This window comes from Microbispora hainanensis, from assembly GCF_006874475.1.
Taxonomy (GTDB): Bacteria; Actinomycetota; Actinomycetes; order Streptosporangiales; family Streptosporangiaceae; genus Microbispora; species Microbispora hainanensis.
Genome location: NZ_VIRM01000007.1, coordinates 62,509 through 79,171 on the forward strand (window position 1 = coordinate 62,509; position 16,663 = coordinate 79,171).

A 16,663-nucleotide genomic window follows, 5' to 3' on the forward strand; every position below is an offset into this window, starting at 1 on the left:
AGCCCGCCGTACCACCCCCTCAGGGGCGCCCCGCGCGTCCCGGCAACCGGAGAGGACACCCATGCATCGACAAAGGTCATTCCGCCGTGCCCGTGTGACGGCCGTGACCGCGGCCCTCGCCGCGGCGAGCCTGACCACCGGGCCCGTCGCCGGACCGGCGGGCGCGGACACCGCCTCCCAAACCGCCTCCCAAAGCGCCTCCGAAGCCGTCGCCGACCCCGCCGCCGACCCCGCCGCCGACCCCGCCGCCGACCCCGCCGCCGACGTCGTCGCGGTGGACTTCGCGCAGCGCACCGGGCCGGTCCACGGCGGCGCGACCGGCATGCTGTACGGCCTGTCCGACCCGGGCGTCCCCGGAGACAGCCTTGTGGCCGGCGCCCGGCCGCGTACGGTCGCCCAGAAGGCCCCGGACGGCGACCAGCATCCCAACGGTGACGCGCTCAAGATCGCGGACGGCTTCTTCTCCGCGGGCGGCGAGGAGATCGTCGTCTACATGCAGGACGTCTACAGCAAGTGGCCCTACGAGAACCTCGGCATCGACGACTACCTCGCCAAGGTCGACGCGATGGTGCGCAAGGTCGTCGCGGAGCGTCCGCAGGACAAGGGCAGGTTCGCGTGGGTGCCGTTCAACGAGCCCGACGGCATCTGGTATCAGAACTGGTCCACGATGAAGCAGAAGTTCTTCGCCGACTGGAAGGCGGTCGTCGAGCGCATCCGCTCGATCGATCCCGGCGCCCGCATCGTCGGCCCCAACGAGGCCCGCTACAACCCCGGCCGCCTGCGCGACTTCCTCACCTGCGCCAGGGACACCACCTGCGGCGGCAAGACCTGCCTGCCGGACATCATGGCCTGGCACGAGCTGTCGCGTGGCAGCCTCGCCGCCTACCGGGGCCACCACGCGGACTACCGGCAGATGGAGCGCGACCTCGGCATCGGCCCGCTGCCGATCAACATCGACGAGTACGGCAACCGGCGTGACATGTCCGTCCCGGGCCAGATGATCCAGTGGATCACCATGTTCGAGGACACCAAGGTGGACGCCGACATGGCGTTCTGGACCTACGCCGGCAACCTGTCCGACCATGCCGTACGCACCCGCCAGGCCAACGGCGCGTGGTGGCTGCTCAAGTGGTACGCGGACCTGACCGGGCAGACGGTGAAGGTGACCCCGCCGCGGCCGGACGTCCCCGACACGGTGCAGGCCCTCGCGGCCGTCGACCCCTCCGTACGGCGGGGCACCGTGCTGGTCGGCGGCGGCGCCGCGCCGGTCCGGCTCGACGTCTCCGGGCTCGATCCGGCGGTCTTCGGCAGGCAGGTCGACGTCGTCGTGTCCAGGACGACGTGGACCGGATATGAGGGAGACGCCACGCAGCCTCCGGTCGTCGCGGCCACCCGGACCACCCTGCGCGACGGCACGCTGCGTATCGACCTCCCGGGCGGCGACGTGATGGCCGCCTACCGGGTCACGATCGTGCCGTCGAGCGGCGGGGCGCCCGCGGCCGGCGCCCCGTGGAGCGTCTCGGTGGAGGCCGAGTCGGCCACGCTCACCTCGGCCCAGGCGTACGACCAGGACACCACGGCCGACCCGCAGCTCTACGCGACCTCCGGCAAGCGGGACGTCGGCTCGATGAACACGGCCCGCTCCGCCGTCACCTTCCCGGTGACCGTGCCGCGCGACGGCCGCTACCGTCTGGGGATCTTCCAGGGCGCGAACAAGGCCCCCGGCAGGCACGCGCTGTTCGTGGACGGGAAGCTCGACCGGATCGTGCAGTATTCGGCGAACCTCGGCTGGACCTACCGCGGCCGCACCGACGTGGAGGTCGAGCTGACCGCCGGCGCCCACGAGCTGTCTCTGCGCACGAGCGCCGACGGCACGACCACGCTGCCGGGCAGCGACGTCACGCTGGACAGGTTCGACCTCACCGAGATCACCGGGCCCGAGCGGGCGGCGTACCCGGCCGACGAGGCCCGGCTGTCCGGCGGCGCGGGCGTCGTCCGCGAGGGCAGGGGGGCCGCCGTCACCCTCGGCGGCGCCGCCCGGGCCACGTTCTTCGCCGCCGTGAGCGAGGACGGCTACTACGACCTGACCTTCTCCTACAAGGCGGCCCGAGCGGGCGATCTCGACGTCCGCGTCGACGGGCGGCGGATCGCGGGTGTGCGGGCGACCCGTCCGGGTGAGGCGGCCTCCCGGGCCCGCGTCTACCTCCCGGCCGGCGTCTCGGTGATCGAGGTGGGCGGCCCGGCCGGCCTGCGGCTGCGCGGCCTGACCACGGTCAGGGCCGAGGAGGCGGACGCCGCGGCCCACCGGATCGAGGCCGAGCAGGCACAACTCGCCGGAACGGCCCGCGTGGTCACCGTCCCGGCCACGAGCGGCTCGAACGCCTCCGGGGGCGCCTATGTGGGCGACCTCGGCAACGGCGCGGGCAACACGCTCACCCTCACCAGGCCCGCCGGGTTCGGCCCCGGCGAGTACGTCCTCCTGGCGCACTACGCCAACGCCGACAGGAACACCGGTCACCCGTACAACACCGATGTGATCAGCCGGTTCCTCGACATCACCGAGACGGGCGGGGCGACGACGCGCGGCGTGTTCCGGCACGGCTACGCGTGGGACAACTTCTGGTCCTAGGCGACGCCGCTCACCCTGACGACCGCCTCCGGGGCGCTCGTGCTCGGCAACGCGACGGCGTACGCGCCCAACCTCGACCGGCTCGAGCTCGCGCGGCTCGTGCTGGAGGTCGACAACCAGGCCAAGTGACCGGGCCGGCCCGCCGTGCCCCGCGCGGCGGGCCGTCCGCTGCCGCGCGGCGCGAGGGCTCGGGTGTGCGGCGGCTCGCCAGGATCGCCGGGCTGCTCGCGTTCGACGTGCGGGCGGCCGCCCGGATCATGGCAGCCGAGGCGGGACGGACCGGGGCGGCCGTCGCCGCGCGCCGCCGCCGGGACGTGACGACGGCCGGGCTGCGGGGCGGCGGTCAGCCGATGCGGAGGGGAAGCGTGCGCGGTCCCCGCACCTGACCGGGGGCCCAGGTCACCGCCGAGGGGTCGGCGAGGCCGAACACGGGGACCCGCTCCAGCCAGACCTCCAGGGCGACCCGGAGCTCCATGCGGGCCAGATGGGAACCGACGCAGCGGTGGATGCCGAGCCCGAACGCCGCGTGCCGGTTGATCTCGCGGTCGATGATCACCTCGTCGGCCCGGTCGAACTGCGCGGGGTCACGGTTGGCGGCCGGGAACGACAGCAGGACCCAGTCGTCGGCCTTCATGTCGACGCCGCGCCAGTGCATGTCCTCCTTGACCAGCCGCGCCATCGTGACCGGCGCGTACGCCCGGAGGAACTCCTCCATCGCGGTCGGCAGCAGCCCCGGCTCGGCGACCAGGCGCTCGCGGTCGGCAGGGGTCTTCGCCAGGTGCCACAGCGAGGCGCCGATCGCGCTCCACGTCGTGTCGATGCCGGCGATGAGCAGCAGGGCCATCGTGCCGGCCACGTGCGAGGGTTCGAGCTTGCGGCCGTACAGCTCCGCGTCGATCAGATGGGTGGTGAGGTCGTCGCGCGGACTGGCGACGTGGTCGCGGATCTGCTCCAGCAGGTAGTCGAACAGCTCTGCCATGTTCGCGACCCGCTGCTCCGGCGGCAGGTTGACGCCTTCGAGCGCGTGTTCGACGAACTCCCGGAATTTGGGCCCGTCCTCGGGAGGGAAGCCCAGCATGTCGGAGATGACCCGCATCGGGATGTGCTGCGCGTAGTCACGGGCCGCATCGACGATCTCCGCGCCCTCGAACCCGTCGATCAGCGAGTGGCAGAACGCCCGCGTCGCCTCCTCCCGCTTCGCCACCTCCTTCTTGGTGAACGCCGGGAGCAGCAGTTTGCGCGCGTCGTGGTGGAACGGCGGGTCGGAGGAGATCGGCGGCACGGCTCCCACCGGCGCGATCTCGCGGGGCGGCCGGTAGTTGCTCATGACGATCGCCCGGGAGGAGAAGTGCTCGGTGTCGTAGGCGATCGCCGCGACGTCCTCGTATCGCGTCGGCAGCCACCCGCCGCCGAACCTCTCCGTACGCGCGATCGGGCAGCGCGCCCGCAGATCGTCCTGGATGGGGTACGGATCGGCGGCCCACTCGGGCTCGGTGTGGGAGAAGTCGGTCGTCCAGTCGGAGACCGCGCCGGTGATGATCTCGCTGCGCACGCCGAGGGGCTCCTCCTGCCCCTCTCGGAAGTCCCGGACGAAGCGATCGTCGACGGTCATGTCAGGCCTCCTCGGCGAGGACGATCGCCTTCTCCGGGCAGTTGGAGGCCGCGACCCGCGCACCGCGCTCGCCACCCGGCGGCACGACGCCGTCGCCGGCGACCTGGCCGTAGCCCTCGTCGTCCTCGGTGAACAGGTCGGGCGACAGGTCGTAGCAGCGGCCGTGTCCCTGACAGCGCGCGGGATCGATCTGCACTTTCACTGGTGCTCCCCTTGTTTCGGTGGCGTCCTCGGAGTGGGGTCGGTCGGGGCGATGGCGGCGACGAGGCGGGTCAGCAGGGCACTCCACTCCTCGTCGCCGACGGCGTGCAGGTCAGGGGTGAGCAGCGCGCTGCCCATCGCGAGCAGGAGGCACAGATGGGCGACGGCGCCGGGTGAGAGCGCCGGATCGATCTCGCCGTCGTCCTGGGCGGCACGGACGAGCCCGGCGAGCCAGCCGGCCCGCTCGCCGACGTAGTCGTGCATCGGACGGGCCACGTCCTGGTCGCGGCGGGCCGCGACCAGCGCCTCGGCGATCAGGGAGCCGCGGGCGTCGGGACGGCGCGGGAGCCGGCGGCCCACGGCGACGAACAGATCCGCGACCGGCAGGCCGGGGTCGGCGGCCAGCATGTCGGCCAGCAGCCGAGGCCCGTGGGCGCGCAGCGCGGCCACGATCAGCTCGGCCTTCGAGCCGAAGTGCGCGTACAGGGCGCCGTTGCTCACCCCGGCCGCCGCGGCGATGTCCGCCACGCGGGTGCCGTCGTACCCGCGCCGGGCGAACACGTCGGCGGCGGCGCGCAGCAGCCGCTCCCGCGTCTCGGCGGCGGTGACACCAGCGATACGGCCCACGGCAGAATTAAATGGTCGTTCATTTGATTGCGTCAAGACCGCGCCCGGCCGCATACAGGTAATCGCCCGGCAAAAAAGGAAGGTCAATGGACCAGAGCACCGGATAAAAGTCGCAAAATAGCAGAGTGTTGAACAAATGGGACGCACATCGCGACTGGCTGGTCGACGTGGCTCTGGCCGCGGCCGTCATCGCGTTCACCATCCCCACGACGCTCACCGGTTACAGCTTCTCCCTCTGGGGCGGTGCGCCGGACGCGATCGAGATCGCGGCAGGGGTGCTCACCGCGGCGGCCATGATGGTGCGGCGCCGCACCCCCTGGCCCGCGATCGTCAGCTCGGTCGTGTGCGCCTGCGTCACCGGGCAGGTCGTGCCGATGATCCTCGCCGTCTTCTCGATGACGGCCGAGCACCGCGTGCGCCGGTGGCAGTACATCGCCCTGGCCCTGACGGTCTTCTACTTCGCCGTCGACTACCGCAGCCCGCACAGCGACCACTCGGTCTACCTGAACATCGTCCGCGCGGTGACCCTCATCTATCTGCCCGCGGTCGTCGGCACCTGGGTCAACGCCTACCGCCGGCTCATCCGGGAGCTGCGTCTCGGCGTACGCGAACGCGAGGAGATCGCCGCCTCCGAGGAGCGCCGCAAGATCGCCAGGGAGATGCATGACACCGTCACCCACGCGGTCACCGCCATGGTGCTCAACGCGGGCATGGCCCGCGACGCCACCGAGCCGGACGAGATCCGGTCGCTGACGGCGACCATCGAGGACAAGGGCGTGCAGGCGCTCGGCGAACTGCGGCAACTGCTCACCGTGCTCCGGCGCGACGAGGGGGACCTCGCCGAGGGCACCGATGCCATCGCCCGGCTGGTCGGCGAGGCGAAGGCGAGCGGGCTCAAGGTCGATCTGCGCCTCCACGCTCCCCCGGGGGCGCTGCCGCGGCAGATCTCGCACGCGTGCTACCGGCTGGTGCAGGAGGGGCTGAACAACGTGCGCAAGCACGCGCCGGACTCCCTCGTCAAGGTCACCTGCGAGGTCACCGGCGACGAGGTGGACGTCTCTGTGGTCGACACACCGGACCGCGCCGACCCCGGCGCGAAGGCGGTCAAGCCGGCGCCCTCCCTCGGCGGCGGCTATGGCCTGGCCGGCATCAGAGAGCGCGTCTTCCTCGCACAGGGCCGGTTCTCCTCCGGCCCGACCCCCGAAGGCGGGTTCGCGCTCGCCGCCCGGCTTCCCCTCCGGGTCCCCCACGATTGAAGCGGTTTTTCCCCCATCCCGCGGGGTAGGTGCCTGTCGTACCCGCGGGTACAGCGGGCACCTGAGCCCGATGACACAGCGGCCCGGAACGCATCGGCCGGTTCGCACGGGCCCGGTTCGCATCGACGCCGGGCCGCCGTCGCGGAAGCGGGGCGGCGCGCCGCTTCGCACGCGCCAAACGATCTCGTTTGAGGGTAGCCATGAAAGCCGTGGTCTACGAAGGCCCCCGACGGGTCAGCGTCACGACCGTGCCGGACGCCCGGATCGAACGGCACACCGACGTGCTCGTCCGCGTCACCACCTCCAACATCTGCGGCTCCGACCTGCACATGTACGAGGGCAGGACCAGCTTCCAACCCGGCCGGGTCCTCGGGCACGAGAACCTCGGCGAGGTCGTGGAGATCGGGGACGCCGTCGACCGGGTCAAGGTCGGCGACATGGTGTGCCTGCCGTTCAACATCTCCTGCGGCTTCTGCGCCAACTGCGAGCAGGGCCTGACGGCCTTCTGCCTGACCACGAACCCCGCACCGGGCCTGGCCGGCGCGGCGTACGGCTACGCCGACATGGGCCCGTACAACGGCGGCCAGGCCGAGCTGCTGCGCGTGCCGTACGGGGACTACAACTGCCTCGTCCTGCCGGAGGACGCGCGGGAGAAGCAGACCGACTACGTCATGCTGGCCGACGTGTGGCCCACCGGCTGGCACGCGACGACGCTCGCCTGCGTGCATCCGGGCGACACCGTCGTGGTCTACGGCGCGGGCCCGGTCGGGCTGATGGCCGCCTACTCCGCGCTGCTCAGGAACGCGAGCGGCGTGATGGTCATCGACCACCATCCGGACCGGCTGGCCAAGGCCGAGGAGATCGGCGCGATCGCGATCGACGACTCCCGGTCCAGCCCCGTCGACCAGGTCCTCGAGCTCACCCAGGGGATGGGCGCCGACCGCGGCTGCGAGTGCGTGGGCTTCCAGGCGCACGATCCGGAGGGCGGCGAGCATCCCAACATGACCCTGAACAACCTGGTCAAGTCGGTGAAGTTCACCGGGTGCATCGCCGTCGTCGGCCTGTTCGTCCCCCGCGACCCCCGCGGCGGGAACGACCTCTACAAGCGGGGAGAGGTGTCCATCGACTACGGCACCTTCTGGACCAAGGGCCAGACGATGAGCACCGGCCAGTGCAACGTCAAGAACTACAACCGCCAGCTGTGCTCCCTTATCCACGAGGCCGGCGCCCGGCCGTCCTGGATCGTCTCCCAGGAGCTGGGCATCGCCAATGCTCCCGAGGCGTACGCGCACTTCGACGCGCGGGAGAAGGGCTGGACCAAGGTGGTGCTGCACCCGAACGGGACTTCCTGACCGCGCGGCGGTCCGGTGTCGCGTCCGATCACGATCGGCCGGGCCCGTGATCGGCCGAAGCGGACGGACCCTACCCTTGGGGAGGAAAGCCGCGCCGCGGAGGCGTTCGGCGCGACCAGGAAGGGACAGGCGTGCTCACCGTCTGCGTGGCCCCGGCGCACCCGCCGCTGATCGTCGAATCCGTCCGTGCCGCCGGAGGCGAGGTCGTCGGCGATCCCCACCGGGCGGAGGCGCTGGTCTGGACCGACTCGCAGCCGGAGGGCGTGCGGGATTACCTGACGGCGAGCGTGCGGTGGGTCCAGCTCCCCTCCGCGGGTGTCGAGCGGTGGACGCGGGAGGGGCTCGTCGACCCCACCCGGGTCTGGTGCTCGGCCGCGGGGGCGTACGCCCCGCAGGTCGCCGAGCACGCCCTCGCCCTGCTGCTGGCCGGGGTGCACCGGCTGGCCGCCGCCGCCCGGAGCCGTACGTGGCATCGCGACCAGCCCGGCACGCTGCGCGGGAGCACGGTGGCCGTCCTCGGCGCGGGCGGGATCGGCAGAGCGGTCATCCCCGCGCTGCGCGCCCTGGGCGCCGACGTCATCGCGGTCAACCGCTCGGGCGAGCCCGTCGAGGGCGCGGGCGAGACCGTGCCGTTCGAGAAACTGGCCACCGTATGGCCCCGCGCCGATCACGTCATCCTGGCCGCGCCCGCCACCCCGGAGACCTACCGGATGGTCGGGCGGGACCAGCTGCGGGCCCTGGGCCCGCACGCGTGGCTGGTCAACGTGGCCCGGGGTGAGCTGGTCGACACCGACGCCCTGCTCGCCGCGCTGCGCGCCGGGGAGATCGGCGGCGCCGCCCTCGACGTCACCGACCCCGAGCCGCTGCCGGACGGGCACGGCCTGTGGGCCGAGCCGAACGTGCTGATCACCTCGCACAGCGCCAACCCGCAGGACCTCCTCACCGAGAGCCTCGCCGAGCGGGTCCGTGAGAACGTCGCCCGCTACCTGCGGGGAGAGCCGCTCCTGGGCCGCATCGATCCGGCCCGAGGCTACTGACACGGCGCTGCCAACACGGCGCTGCCAACACTGCGCTACTGACACTGCGCTACTGACACGGCGCTGCTGACACGGGGCTACCGACGCGGCAGCACCGCACGTTTTGCATGGTTATGCGGCTTGTGCGGCGTATGTGGACCGGGCGGGCGCGGTCTGCGCGGACAGGGTGGGGTTTGCACGGACAGGGTGGGGTTTGCACGGACAGGGTGGGGTTTGCACGGACAGGGCGGGCGCCGCGAAGATCGCCGGATGGCCTCTCCCAGCCCGTCACGAGGGCGATTCGCGCTCTTCGCGCTCGCCGCCGCCGTCGTCTGCGTCTGCTTCCCGCTGGCCGAACCGGCACTGTGGAACGCTGACGGGAGCCTCACGTCGAAGCTCCTCATCATGTCCGACCAGACCGTGGAGCCGGTCGCGATCCTCGTGCTGGCGCTGCCGCTGGGAGTGCTGATCGACCGGACGCGACCCCGGTCCGTCCTGGTGCTGTCGGCGCTGCTGGGAGCGGCGGCCCTCGCGTCCGTCCCGGCGGCGGGGGCTCTCGGCGCACCCACCTGGCCGCTCCTCCTCGCGGTGATGCCGGCGAGCGGCGTCCTGGCGATGGTGACGGGACTCGCCCGGGACGCGTGCCTGCCGTCCGTCGTGCGGCCCGAGCGCCTGCTTCCGGCGAACGTCCTGCTGCTTGCCCTGCTGCCGCAGATCGTCGTCGTGCCGATGAAGCTGACGGGGGCCGTCTGGCAGGGGCCCGCGTTCCTGTTCGCGACCGGGCTGGCGCTCGCCGTCGCGGCGGCGCTGTTCCGGGGCGTCTCCACCGTCGAGGAGCCGCCGCCGCCCAGGGCAGGGCTGCGGCGGGAGACGGCGGAGGGGATCCGTTTCACGGCCCGGCATCCGGCGCTGCGGGCGATCGCGTTCTATCTGGTGCTGTCGGCCCTGGTCGCCGAGATCACCGCCGCGGCGGCGGGCGAGGCGTGGGAGACGGCGTTCCGCGGCCTGAACGGGGCCGGCAGCGGGCCCGCCTGGTGGCTGATGAGCGCGCCCGCGTACGTCCCGCCCGTCCTCGGGGCGCTGGTGGCCCTGCTGCTGCACCGCAGGCTCGGGACCTTCCGTCTGGCCTGGTGGGCGCTGATCGTTACCGGGCCGTTCACCCTGCTGCTCGCCCTGTCCGGCACCGGGCCCGGGTGGGTCTGGTACGTCCTCGGGGCGGTGGTCCCGAGGACCGGAAGCCTGGTCGCCTCCGTCGCCCTGCTCAGTCATCGGCAGACCGTCACACCCCGCCGGCTGCTCGGACGGACGGGCGCCGTGCTGGTCGTCCTCACCAGCGTGGCCGACGGTGTGGCGGGCCTCCTGGAGGGGCCCGCGGAGCGGCTGGCCGAGCTGGGCGGCGTCGCACCCGCGGCAGTCGCCACCGTCGCGGCGCTCGCGACCGCCGTCCCGCTGCTGCGGGCGCGGCGGTCCGCCGATCACGATGCCACGCGGCCGCCGATCACAGGAGTCCTCTCTTCACGAGATTCCCCATGAGATCGCGGACTCCGAAGTTCCAGGGTTCGCACTCCTCGGCGTGCCGCACGCGGTTCACCAGGGTGCCGAGCGCGCCGGAGCTGATCCTGACGATGTCGCCGACCTTGTGCGTGAACCCCTCGCCGGGGCGGTCGCGGTCCTGGATGGGCGCGAACATGGTGCCGAGCATGAGGACCGCGCCGTCGGGATAGTGATGATGCGGGCCGATCATCTGCCGCACCAGCGCTTCCGGATCACGTGACATCCGCGCCATCTCCGATACGGTCTCAAGGCGGAAGCCGTCCACGCCTTGGATGTCCAGGCCCACCACGAGGCCGCGTACCCGTTCCAGGTCGAACCGCTCGTCGAAGAGCCGGATCAACGGCCCCAGCGCACACGACGCGTTGTTGTCCTTCGCCCTTGGCAACAGCAGCGCGGATCGGCCCTCCACATCCCGGAGGTTCACGTCGTTGCCGAGGGTCGCCCCCACGATCCGGCCGCTCGACTGGACGATGAGCGCCACTTCGGGCTCCGGGTTGTTCCAGGTCGAGGCGGCGAGTACGCCGACGGGGACCGCGGTTCCCATGGCGGAGAGGATCTGACCCTTGGTGAAGATCTCGGCATCCGGTCCGATCCCGACCTCCAGGTACTGACTCCAGATGCCCTCGGCGACGAGAAGGTCCTTCAGCCGCGTCGCCTCCTCCGAGCCCGGTGACAGGCCGTGCAGGTCGGCTCCGAGGCCGGCGAGGATCCGCCGGCGGATGTCCGCCGCGAGCAGCAGGTCGCCGCGGGCCCGTTCTTCGATGATGCGCTCGATCATCGAGACGGCGAAGGTCACCCCGGCGGCCTTGAGCGCCTGGAGGTCGACCGGTGTGAGCAGCCAGGGGCGGGTGCGGTCCCGGTCCGCGGCGCCGGTGTTGGCGAGCACGTCCTCGAAACTGCCGACCCGCCGGCCGTCGAGCCCGGACACCACTGCGGCGGGGTCCGGCAGTTCACAGACGTCGCGGATGGTCGGGAACTCGGCGCTGATGTCGAGGACGTCGCCGTCGCGGACGACGACGGGTGACGGCCCTTCGACGCCGGGATCCCAGATCCGGCCGATCAGGATGCTCTCCTCGGCGTCGTCCGGCAGCGCGTCGGCGGCCGTGCCGAACCAGTCGGCCTCGGCGGGGTACGTCTCGGACGATGCCCGGCTCATACGTCGTCTCCCAGGTTGAAGAAGGACCGCTCGTCCGAGGGCCGGATGTCGAAGACGGCGTCCTGGAACATCCGCAGTGGGTGGGGTGTGAAGGGGTGCCGCGCGATCGCCTCGAGATCGAGTTCGATGCCGAGCCCGATCCCTGTCGGGATGATGACGTCGCCCTCCTTCGTGAGCACGAGTCGTTCGTTGGTGATCTCCGGGCGCCATGGCACGTCGGTCGCCATGATCTCCAGGTATCGGAAGTTGGGCAGGGTCGCCCCGAGTTGCAGCGTCGCCGCGGTGCTCAGCGGCCCGCTGGGATTGTGCGGGGCGAACCCGACGTAGCTGGTCGCGGCGAGCGTCGAGATGAAGGCCAGCTCGGCGATGCCGCCGGCGTGCGTCACGTCCGGCTGGACGAAGTCGACCGCCTGGCGGGCGATCGCCGGCGCGAAACCCTGCCGGCCGAACCAGCGCTCTCCGGCGGCGATGGGCACCGGAGACGCCCGGCGGATGTCGACGAGGGCGTCGAGGTTGTCCGGGGGGCACGGCTCCTCGAACCACACCGGGTCGAACTGCGCGATCTCGCGTGCGACCTTGATGGCGTGGCGGACGTCGAACCGGCCATGGCCCTCGATGAACAGCTCGACGTCGCGCCCGACCGCGGAGCGGACGGCGTCGATCTGCGCGAGCACGCGGTCCAGCTGCCGGGATGTGATCGTCAGGTCGAAATTCTCGAAGGGATCCCACTTGAGACCGCGGAAGCCGCTGTCGACGGTCCTCCTCGCGGCGGCCGCGTAATCCTCCGGCGTGACGGCTCCCGAGAACCAGCCGTTGGCGTAGGCGCGCACGCGATCCCGGGTGGCGCCGCCGAGAAGCCGGGAGACCGGGACACCGAGCTCCCGTGCCGAGATGTCCCACAGCGCCATTTCGAGCGAGCTCAGCGCGGTCATGATGACAGGGCCGCCTCGCCAGTACCAGTCTCTCGCCAGCTCGTACAGGATGCCGGAGATACGGGTGGGATCGAGCCCCACCACGGCTTCGGCGACTTCGGCGACGGCCCCCTGGACGGCGCGCTCCTTGCCCTCCAGCGTCGCTTCGCCGAGTCCGACGATCCCCTCGTCGGTGGCGACGCGGACGATCACGAGATTGGTGCGGTAGAAGTCGACGACGAGGGTGTCGACCGAGGTGATCTTCATGCTCCCGTTTACCCCTTCACGGCGCCGGCGGTCATGCCGGCCACCACATGCCTCTGCGCGAACAGGTAGAAGACGACGGCGGGCAGCGTGAACATGAAGGCGACCGCCATCACCGTCTGGATCGGCGTGCCCAGTTCGCCGATGAAGTTCGCGATCCCCACCGAGGCCGGCTGCTTCCCGGGGGTGAAGATGAATGTCACGGCGAACACGTACTCGTTCCAGGCGTGGAAGAACGCGATGACCGCGGTGGCCGCGATGGACGGCGCGATCAGCGGCACGTTGATGCGCGTCAGAACGGTGAGCGGCCGTGCTCCGTCGACACGCGCGGACTCCTCCAGCGCGCGCGGTATGCCGTCGATCGCACCCTTGAGAATGAGGGCGACGATCGGCAGGACGAAGGCGGAGTTGACCAGGATGAGGCCGCCCAGGGAGTCGAGCAGGCCGAACCGCCGGAAGAGCGAGAACAGCGGCACGACCATGAGCGCCTCGGGAAGCATCTGCGTGAACAGCAGAAGCACGGTCACGACGGCCTTGCCCCAGAACGAGAACCGCGAGAGCGCGTAGCCGAGCGGAATGCCGAGCGCGATCGAGAGGGCTGTCGTGCCGGCGGCGATCACCAGGCTGTTACGCAGCCAGCCCAGCGCCTTGCCTTCGGCCAGCGCGTCGATGAAGACCCCGAAGTGGGAGAAGTCGGGGACGAGCCGAGCCTTCGCGGCGAAGAGATCCGAGTTGCTCGACAGCGCCGTGACGATCATCCAGTACAGGGGGAAGACGGCGACGCCGAGCACGACGAGGACGCCGAGGATGCGCAGAGTCAGACCGATGCGAAGCGGCCTCATCAGCGGGCCTCCCTTTCGGCGGCGCGGGCGACGAACCGGCTGCCGGCGACGACGATGAGCGACACGATCACGCCGACCATGCCGATCGCCGCCGCGGAACCGAGTTGCTTGGAGTCGAAGGCCTGTGAGTAGAGGTCGATGACGAGCGTCTCCGTCGCGCCGACCGGTCCCCCCTTGGTCATCAGCCAGATGAGCTCGAACCGCCGCAGCGACCAGATGGTCATGAGGATGGCGAGCAGTCCGATGGTGGGCTTGATGACCTGCCAGGTGACGGCGCGGAAGGTCCACCACCGCCCCGCGCCGTCCACCGTCGCGGCCTCGGTCAGGTCCGGGGGCACGGACTGCAGCGCGGACAGCAGCACCACCGAGGTGAACGGGAACAGCTGCCAGATGGTCGTGACGAGGATCGCCGGAAGGGCGTACGTCGGGCTGTCGAGGATGGCGCCGCCCGGGACGCCGAGGCCGACCGCGTCCAGGAAGCGGTTCACGATCCCGTAGTCCGGGTTGAGCATCCACGTCGCGATGAGCGCGACCGCGATGCCGGGCGCCGCCCACGGAATGGTCACCAGCGCGCGCGCCCACCCCCTGCCGCGGAACCCTTTGTTGAGAAGCAGGGCGACGGCGAGCCCGGATCCCACCGCGCCGACGACACACACGATCACATAGATGAAGGTGGTGAGAAGGGTGCGGCGGAAGTCCTCGTCACCGAAGATGCGGGTGAAGTTGTCCAACCCCACCCAGGTGCTGTGCGTGGGATTCAGCAGCGACGTCCGCGTGAAGCTCAGGAAGATCTCCTGAACGAGCGGGACCACCTGGAAGACGAGGATGAAGATGGCGGCGGGCGCCAGGAAAAGGTAGGGCGTCCATTTGCTTCCCCGTGGGCTGCCTCGACGCCGGGTCTCGGTTCGAGACCCTGAGGTCCGCTGTTGTTTCGGCACAGTCATCGTGTTCGGTCCTTGTACGAGTAGGACGCCGCCGGCGCGAGGCGCACTCGCGCCGGCGGTCTCGTCCGATCAACCCACCAGTTGGGTCGCCTGCTCCTGGGCGCGGTCCAGCGCGGTCTTGAGGTCGACCGTGCCCTGAAGCGCCGCGATGACGTTCTGCACGACGATCTTGCGGATGTCCGGCGTCTTCGCCTCGAATCCCAGGACGATCTGAGGCAGGCTCGATTCGGTGAGGTCGTCGAACACCTTGAGGAACGGCGTCTCCTTGAGCTTTTCGGCGCTTCGCTGGGTGACCGTCGCCACGCTGCTCGCGCCGAGGATCTCCTGCAGCTTCACCTGGTTGGCCGGCTCGAGCGCCCAGCGGATGAAGGTGGCCGCCGCCTCCTTCGCCGGACTCGCCTCGTTGATGACGATGGGCGCGAGGATCGCACCCTGGCTGCGGACCGGGAACGGGATGGGCGCGACGCTGAAGTTCAGGTCGGGGTTCTGGCCGCGGGTCGCGGTCACGTAACCGCCGTTGTTGAGCTCCATGCCGACCTTGCCCTCGGCGAACATGCGGCGGAACGTCGCCGCGTCCGCGCCCCGGGGGATCACCTTCGCGTCGTACAGGTCCTTGTACGCCTGCAGGCCCTTGAGGTTCTCGGGCGAGTTGATGGTCAGGTTCTTGCCGTCCGACCACTTGCCGCCGAAGCCGTAGACGTAGTTGAAGATGTCCTGCCAGACGCCGGCCTCCTCGGCCTCCGTCTGACGGAACGCCAGGCCGTAAACGTCGCCCTTGGTCAGCGATCGCGCCGTCTTGGCGAACTCCTCGTAGGTCGTCGGCGGTTTCGGGATCAGGTCGGCGTTGTAGAACATCGCGTAGTTCGACGCCTCGAAGATGATCCCGTCCCGCCTGCCGTCGTGGACCATGAACTGGTCCGGCTGCTTGAGCAGGTCATACTTGCCGACGTCGATCAGGTCGTCGAGCGGCGCGATGAGGCCGGCGTCCGAGGCGGCCTCGAACTCGGGCATGTCGAAGCGGATCAGGTCGGGCCCCTGCCCGCTGCCCATCTGGGTCAGGACGGTCTGGCCGAAGGTCGGGTACGGCACTGCCGCGGCGGACACCTTGATCGTGCTCTGGCTCTTGTTGAAGTCATCGAGCCACTTCGTGAGCAGCGGCCCGCGGCCGGGGTCGCCGAACGTCGAGGCGGCGAAGGTCAGCGTGGTCACGCCGCCGGATCCGCTTCCGGATTCACTGTCAGAGCCGCAACCACTCAGGAAGGCGACGGCCGTACAGATGAGACTGGTCGCCACAGCCAGGCTACGGCGAACGCGATGATGCTCCATTAGTTACTCCCGTTTTCAACCGTTCGTTCCCCCCGAAACGCCGTTTTCTGCAACGATCGTAGCGACATGTGCAACGCTGTCAAGAAGTGCCCGGTTGCGTGCTCTATGCTCTACATTGCGCATAGTGCAACGCAGGGAGGGCAGGAGTGGCACAATCCATCCAGCGTGCGATCAACCTGATCCGGGTGGCGGCGGAGCATCCGCTGACGCTCACTGAGGCCTCGGACGTGCTGGGCGTCCACAAGTCCACGGCTTTGCGGATCTTGCAAGCGCTCGAGGCCGCACGGTTCGTACGCAAGACAGGAGCGGGGACCTACGTGTTCGGAAGCGGGCTCATCGAACTGTCCGAGCTCGCGCTCAGTTCGATGGACCTGCGCCAGCTCGCGTCCGCGCACCTGCGCCGGCTCCAGCGGCAGACGGGCCATACCGTCCACCTGGCGCAGCTGACCGGCGACGAGATCATTTATATCGACAAGGTCGACAGCCCCGCGTTCGACGCGGTGAAGCTGCCGTCTCGGATCGGCCGGGCCGTGTCACTCTATGCGAGCGCCGTCGGAAAGGCGATCCTCGCCTACCTCCCCAGAGAGGACCGCGATCGCCTGCTCGCACACGTTACCTTCGAGCGGCACACCGGCACGACCATCACTGATCGCGACTCCTTCGAAGCCGAACTCGCCCAGGTCCGCGAGCAGGGCTGGTCTGTCGACAACGGCGAGCACGACGCCTACGTCATGTGCGTGGCCGCACCGGTCAGGGATTCACGGGGCAAGGTCGTCGCCGCCGTCTCCGTCACCGCGATCGAGGTGATCGAGACCTTGGACCAGTTGAAGGAGAAACTTCCGCTGGTGCTGGAGACCGCGACGCTGATCTCAGAAGAGGCCGGATACACGCCGGAGCCGCCGCCGGCGAGCTGAGCCGCGGCCTGTGGAGCACTTCGAAGTGCCGTCGGCGTTGGCCTGACACGCCGACTTCT

At 70.5% G+C, this 16,663-nt stretch carries 15 protein-coding genes; 7 read left to right on the forward strand and 8 right to left on the reverse strand.

What is annotated here, in order from left to right:
• The first annotated feature begins 94 nt into the window (after positions 1-94).
• The gene (locus tag FLX08_RS08070; RefSeq protein WP_167530314.1) at positions 95-2,629 is read left to right on the forward strand and encodes a CBM35 domain-containing protein; all 2,535 of its coding nucleotides are present in this window, start codon (positions 95-97) and stop codon (positions 2,627-2,629) included.
• Between the two features lie 125 nt (positions 2,630-2,754).
• On the forward strand, positions 2,755-3,015 hold the full coding sequence (locus tag FLX08_RS08075) for a hypothetical protein (protein ID WP_142617586.1): 261 nt from the start codon (positions 2,755-2,757) through the stop codon (positions 3,013-3,015).
• On the opposite strand, the gene FLX08_RS08080 is transcribed toward FLX08_RS08075, so the two are convergent.
• The 3 genes from FLX08_RS08080 to FLX08_RS08090 are packed head-to-tail and all read right to left on the reverse strand — an operon-like array spanning position 2,973 to position 5,069.
• Positions 2,973-4,241: a cytochrome P450 gene (locus FLX08_RS08080; RefSeq protein ID WP_142617587.1), complete on the reverse strand. Its 1,269-nt coding sequence runs from the start codon at positions 4,239-4,241 to the stop codon at positions 2,973-2,975. The genes FLX08_RS08075 and FLX08_RS08080 overlap by 43 nt on opposite strands.
• 1 nt (position 4,242) lies before the next feature.
• Positions 4,243-4,443, reverse strand: coding sequence for a ferredoxin (locus FLX08_RS08085; protein ID WP_142617588.1), 201 nt, complete (start codon positions 4,441-4,443; stop codon positions 4,243-4,245).
• Positions 4,440-5,069, reverse strand: a complete 630-nt coding sequence (locus tag FLX08_RS08090) for a TetR/AcrR family transcriptional regulator (protein ID WP_142617589.1) — start codon at positions 5,067-5,069, stop codon at positions 4,440-4,442. The genes FLX08_RS08085 and FLX08_RS08090 overlap by 4 nt, the downstream gene beginning before the upstream one ends.
• A 125-nt stretch (positions 5,070-5,194) precedes the next feature.
• On the opposite strand from FLX08_RS08090, the gene FLX08_RS08095 reads away from it, so the two are divergent.
• The 4 genes from FLX08_RS08095 to FLX08_RS08110 all read left to right on the forward strand — a co-directional run bounded on the left by FLX08_RS08095 (position 5,195) and on the right by FLX08_RS08110 (position 10,226).
• Entirely contained in the window at positions 5,195-6,325 is a 1,131-nt protein-coding gene (locus tag FLX08_RS08095; RefSeq protein WP_142617590.1) for a sensor histidine kinase, read from the forward strand.
• Positions 6,326-6,525: 200 nt separating this feature from the next.
• Complete coding sequence (locus tag FLX08_RS08100; RefSeq protein WP_142617591.1) at positions 6,526-7,677, forward strand: glutathione-independent formaldehyde dehydrogenase; 1,152 nt, start codon at positions 6,526-6,528, stop codon at positions 7,675-7,677.
• Positions 7,678-7,808: 131 nt separating this feature from the next.
• Entirely contained in the window at positions 7,809-8,714 is a 906-nt protein-coding gene (locus tag FLX08_RS08105) for a D-isomer specific 2-hydroxyacid dehydrogenase family protein (protein WP_142617592.1), read from the forward strand.
• Between the two features lie 249 nt (positions 8,715-8,963).
• Complete coding sequence (locus tag FLX08_RS08110; protein WP_142617593.1) at positions 8,964-10,226, forward strand: MFS transporter; 1,263 nt, start codon at positions 8,964-8,966, stop codon at positions 10,224-10,226.
• Here FLX08_RS08110 and FLX08_RS08115 read toward each other — a convergent pair.
• From FLX08_RS08115 to FLX08_RS08135, 5 genes are all read right to left on the reverse strand, one after another.
• Positions 10,192-11,403 (reverse strand): fumarylacetoacetate hydrolase family protein, encoded by a 1,212-nt coding sequence (locus FLX08_RS08115; RefSeq protein WP_142617594.1) that lies wholly within the window; start codon positions 11,401-11,403, stop codon positions 10,192-10,194. The genes FLX08_RS08110 and FLX08_RS08115 overlap by 35 nt on opposite strands.
• Complete coding sequence (locus tag FLX08_RS08120; protein WP_142617595.1) at positions 11,400-12,581, reverse strand: mandelate racemase/muconate lactonizing enzyme family protein; 1,182 nt, start codon at positions 12,579-12,581, stop codon at positions 11,400-11,402. Before FLX08_RS08120 ends, FLX08_RS08115 begins: the two co-directional genes overlap by 4 nt.
• 8 nt (positions 12,582-12,589) lie before the next feature.
• Positions 12,590-13,420 carry a carbohydrate ABC transporter permease gene (locus tag FLX08_RS08125; protein WP_142617596.1) on the reverse strand — a complete coding sequence of 277 codons (831 nt, stop codon included), beginning with the start codon at positions 13,418-13,420 and terminating at the stop codon, positions 12,590-12,592.
• The gene (locus tag FLX08_RS08130; RefSeq protein WP_208761324.1) at positions 13,420-14,232 is read right to left on the reverse strand and encodes a carbohydrate ABC transporter permease; all 813 of its coding nucleotides are present in this window, start codon (positions 14,230-14,232) and stop codon (positions 13,420-13,422) included. The genes FLX08_RS08125 and FLX08_RS08130 overlap by 1 nt, the downstream gene beginning before the upstream one ends.
• 201 nt (positions 14,233-14,433) lie before the next feature.
• Positions 14,434-15,573 carry an ABC transporter substrate-binding protein gene (locus tag FLX08_RS08135; RefSeq protein ID WP_167530315.1) on the reverse strand — a complete coding sequence of 380 codons (1,140 nt, stop codon included), beginning with the start codon at positions 15,571-15,573 and terminating at the stop codon, positions 14,434-14,436.
• Between the two features lie 263 nt (positions 15,574-15,836).
• Between FLX08_RS08135 and FLX08_RS08140 the strand changes: the two genes are divergently transcribed.
• A complete protein-coding gene (locus FLX08_RS08140; protein WP_142617599.1) occupies positions 15,837-16,604 on the forward strand; it encodes an IclR family transcriptional regulator in 768 nt (255 codons plus the stop codon).
• Positions 16,605-16,663: the final 59 nt, after the last annotated feature.

Coding starts and splice junctions, on each gene's coding strand:
- FLX08_RS08080 (WP_142617587.1), bottom strand. CDS start 4,241: ATGACCGTCGACGATCGCTTCGTCCGGGACTTCCGAGAGGGGCAGGAG.
- FLX08_RS08100 (WP_142617591.1), top strand. CDS start 6,526: ATGAAAGCCGTGGTCTACGAAGGCCCCCGACGGGTCAGCGTCACGACC.
- FLX08_RS08110 (WP_142617593.1), top strand. CDS start 8,964: ATGGCCTCTCCCAGCCCGTCACGAGGGCGATTCGCGCTCTTCGCGCTC.
- FLX08_RS08115 (WP_142617594.1), bottom strand. CDS start 11,403: ATGAGCCGGGCATCGTCCGAGACGTACCCCGCCGAGGCCGACTGGTTC.
- FLX08_RS08120 (WP_142617595.1), bottom strand. CDS start 12,581: ATGAAGATCACCTCGGTCGACACCCTCGTCGTCGACTTCTACCGCACC.
- FLX08_RS08125 (WP_142617596.1), bottom strand. CDS start 13,420: ATGAGGCCGCTTCGCATCGGTCTGACTCTGCGCATCCTCGGCGTCCTC.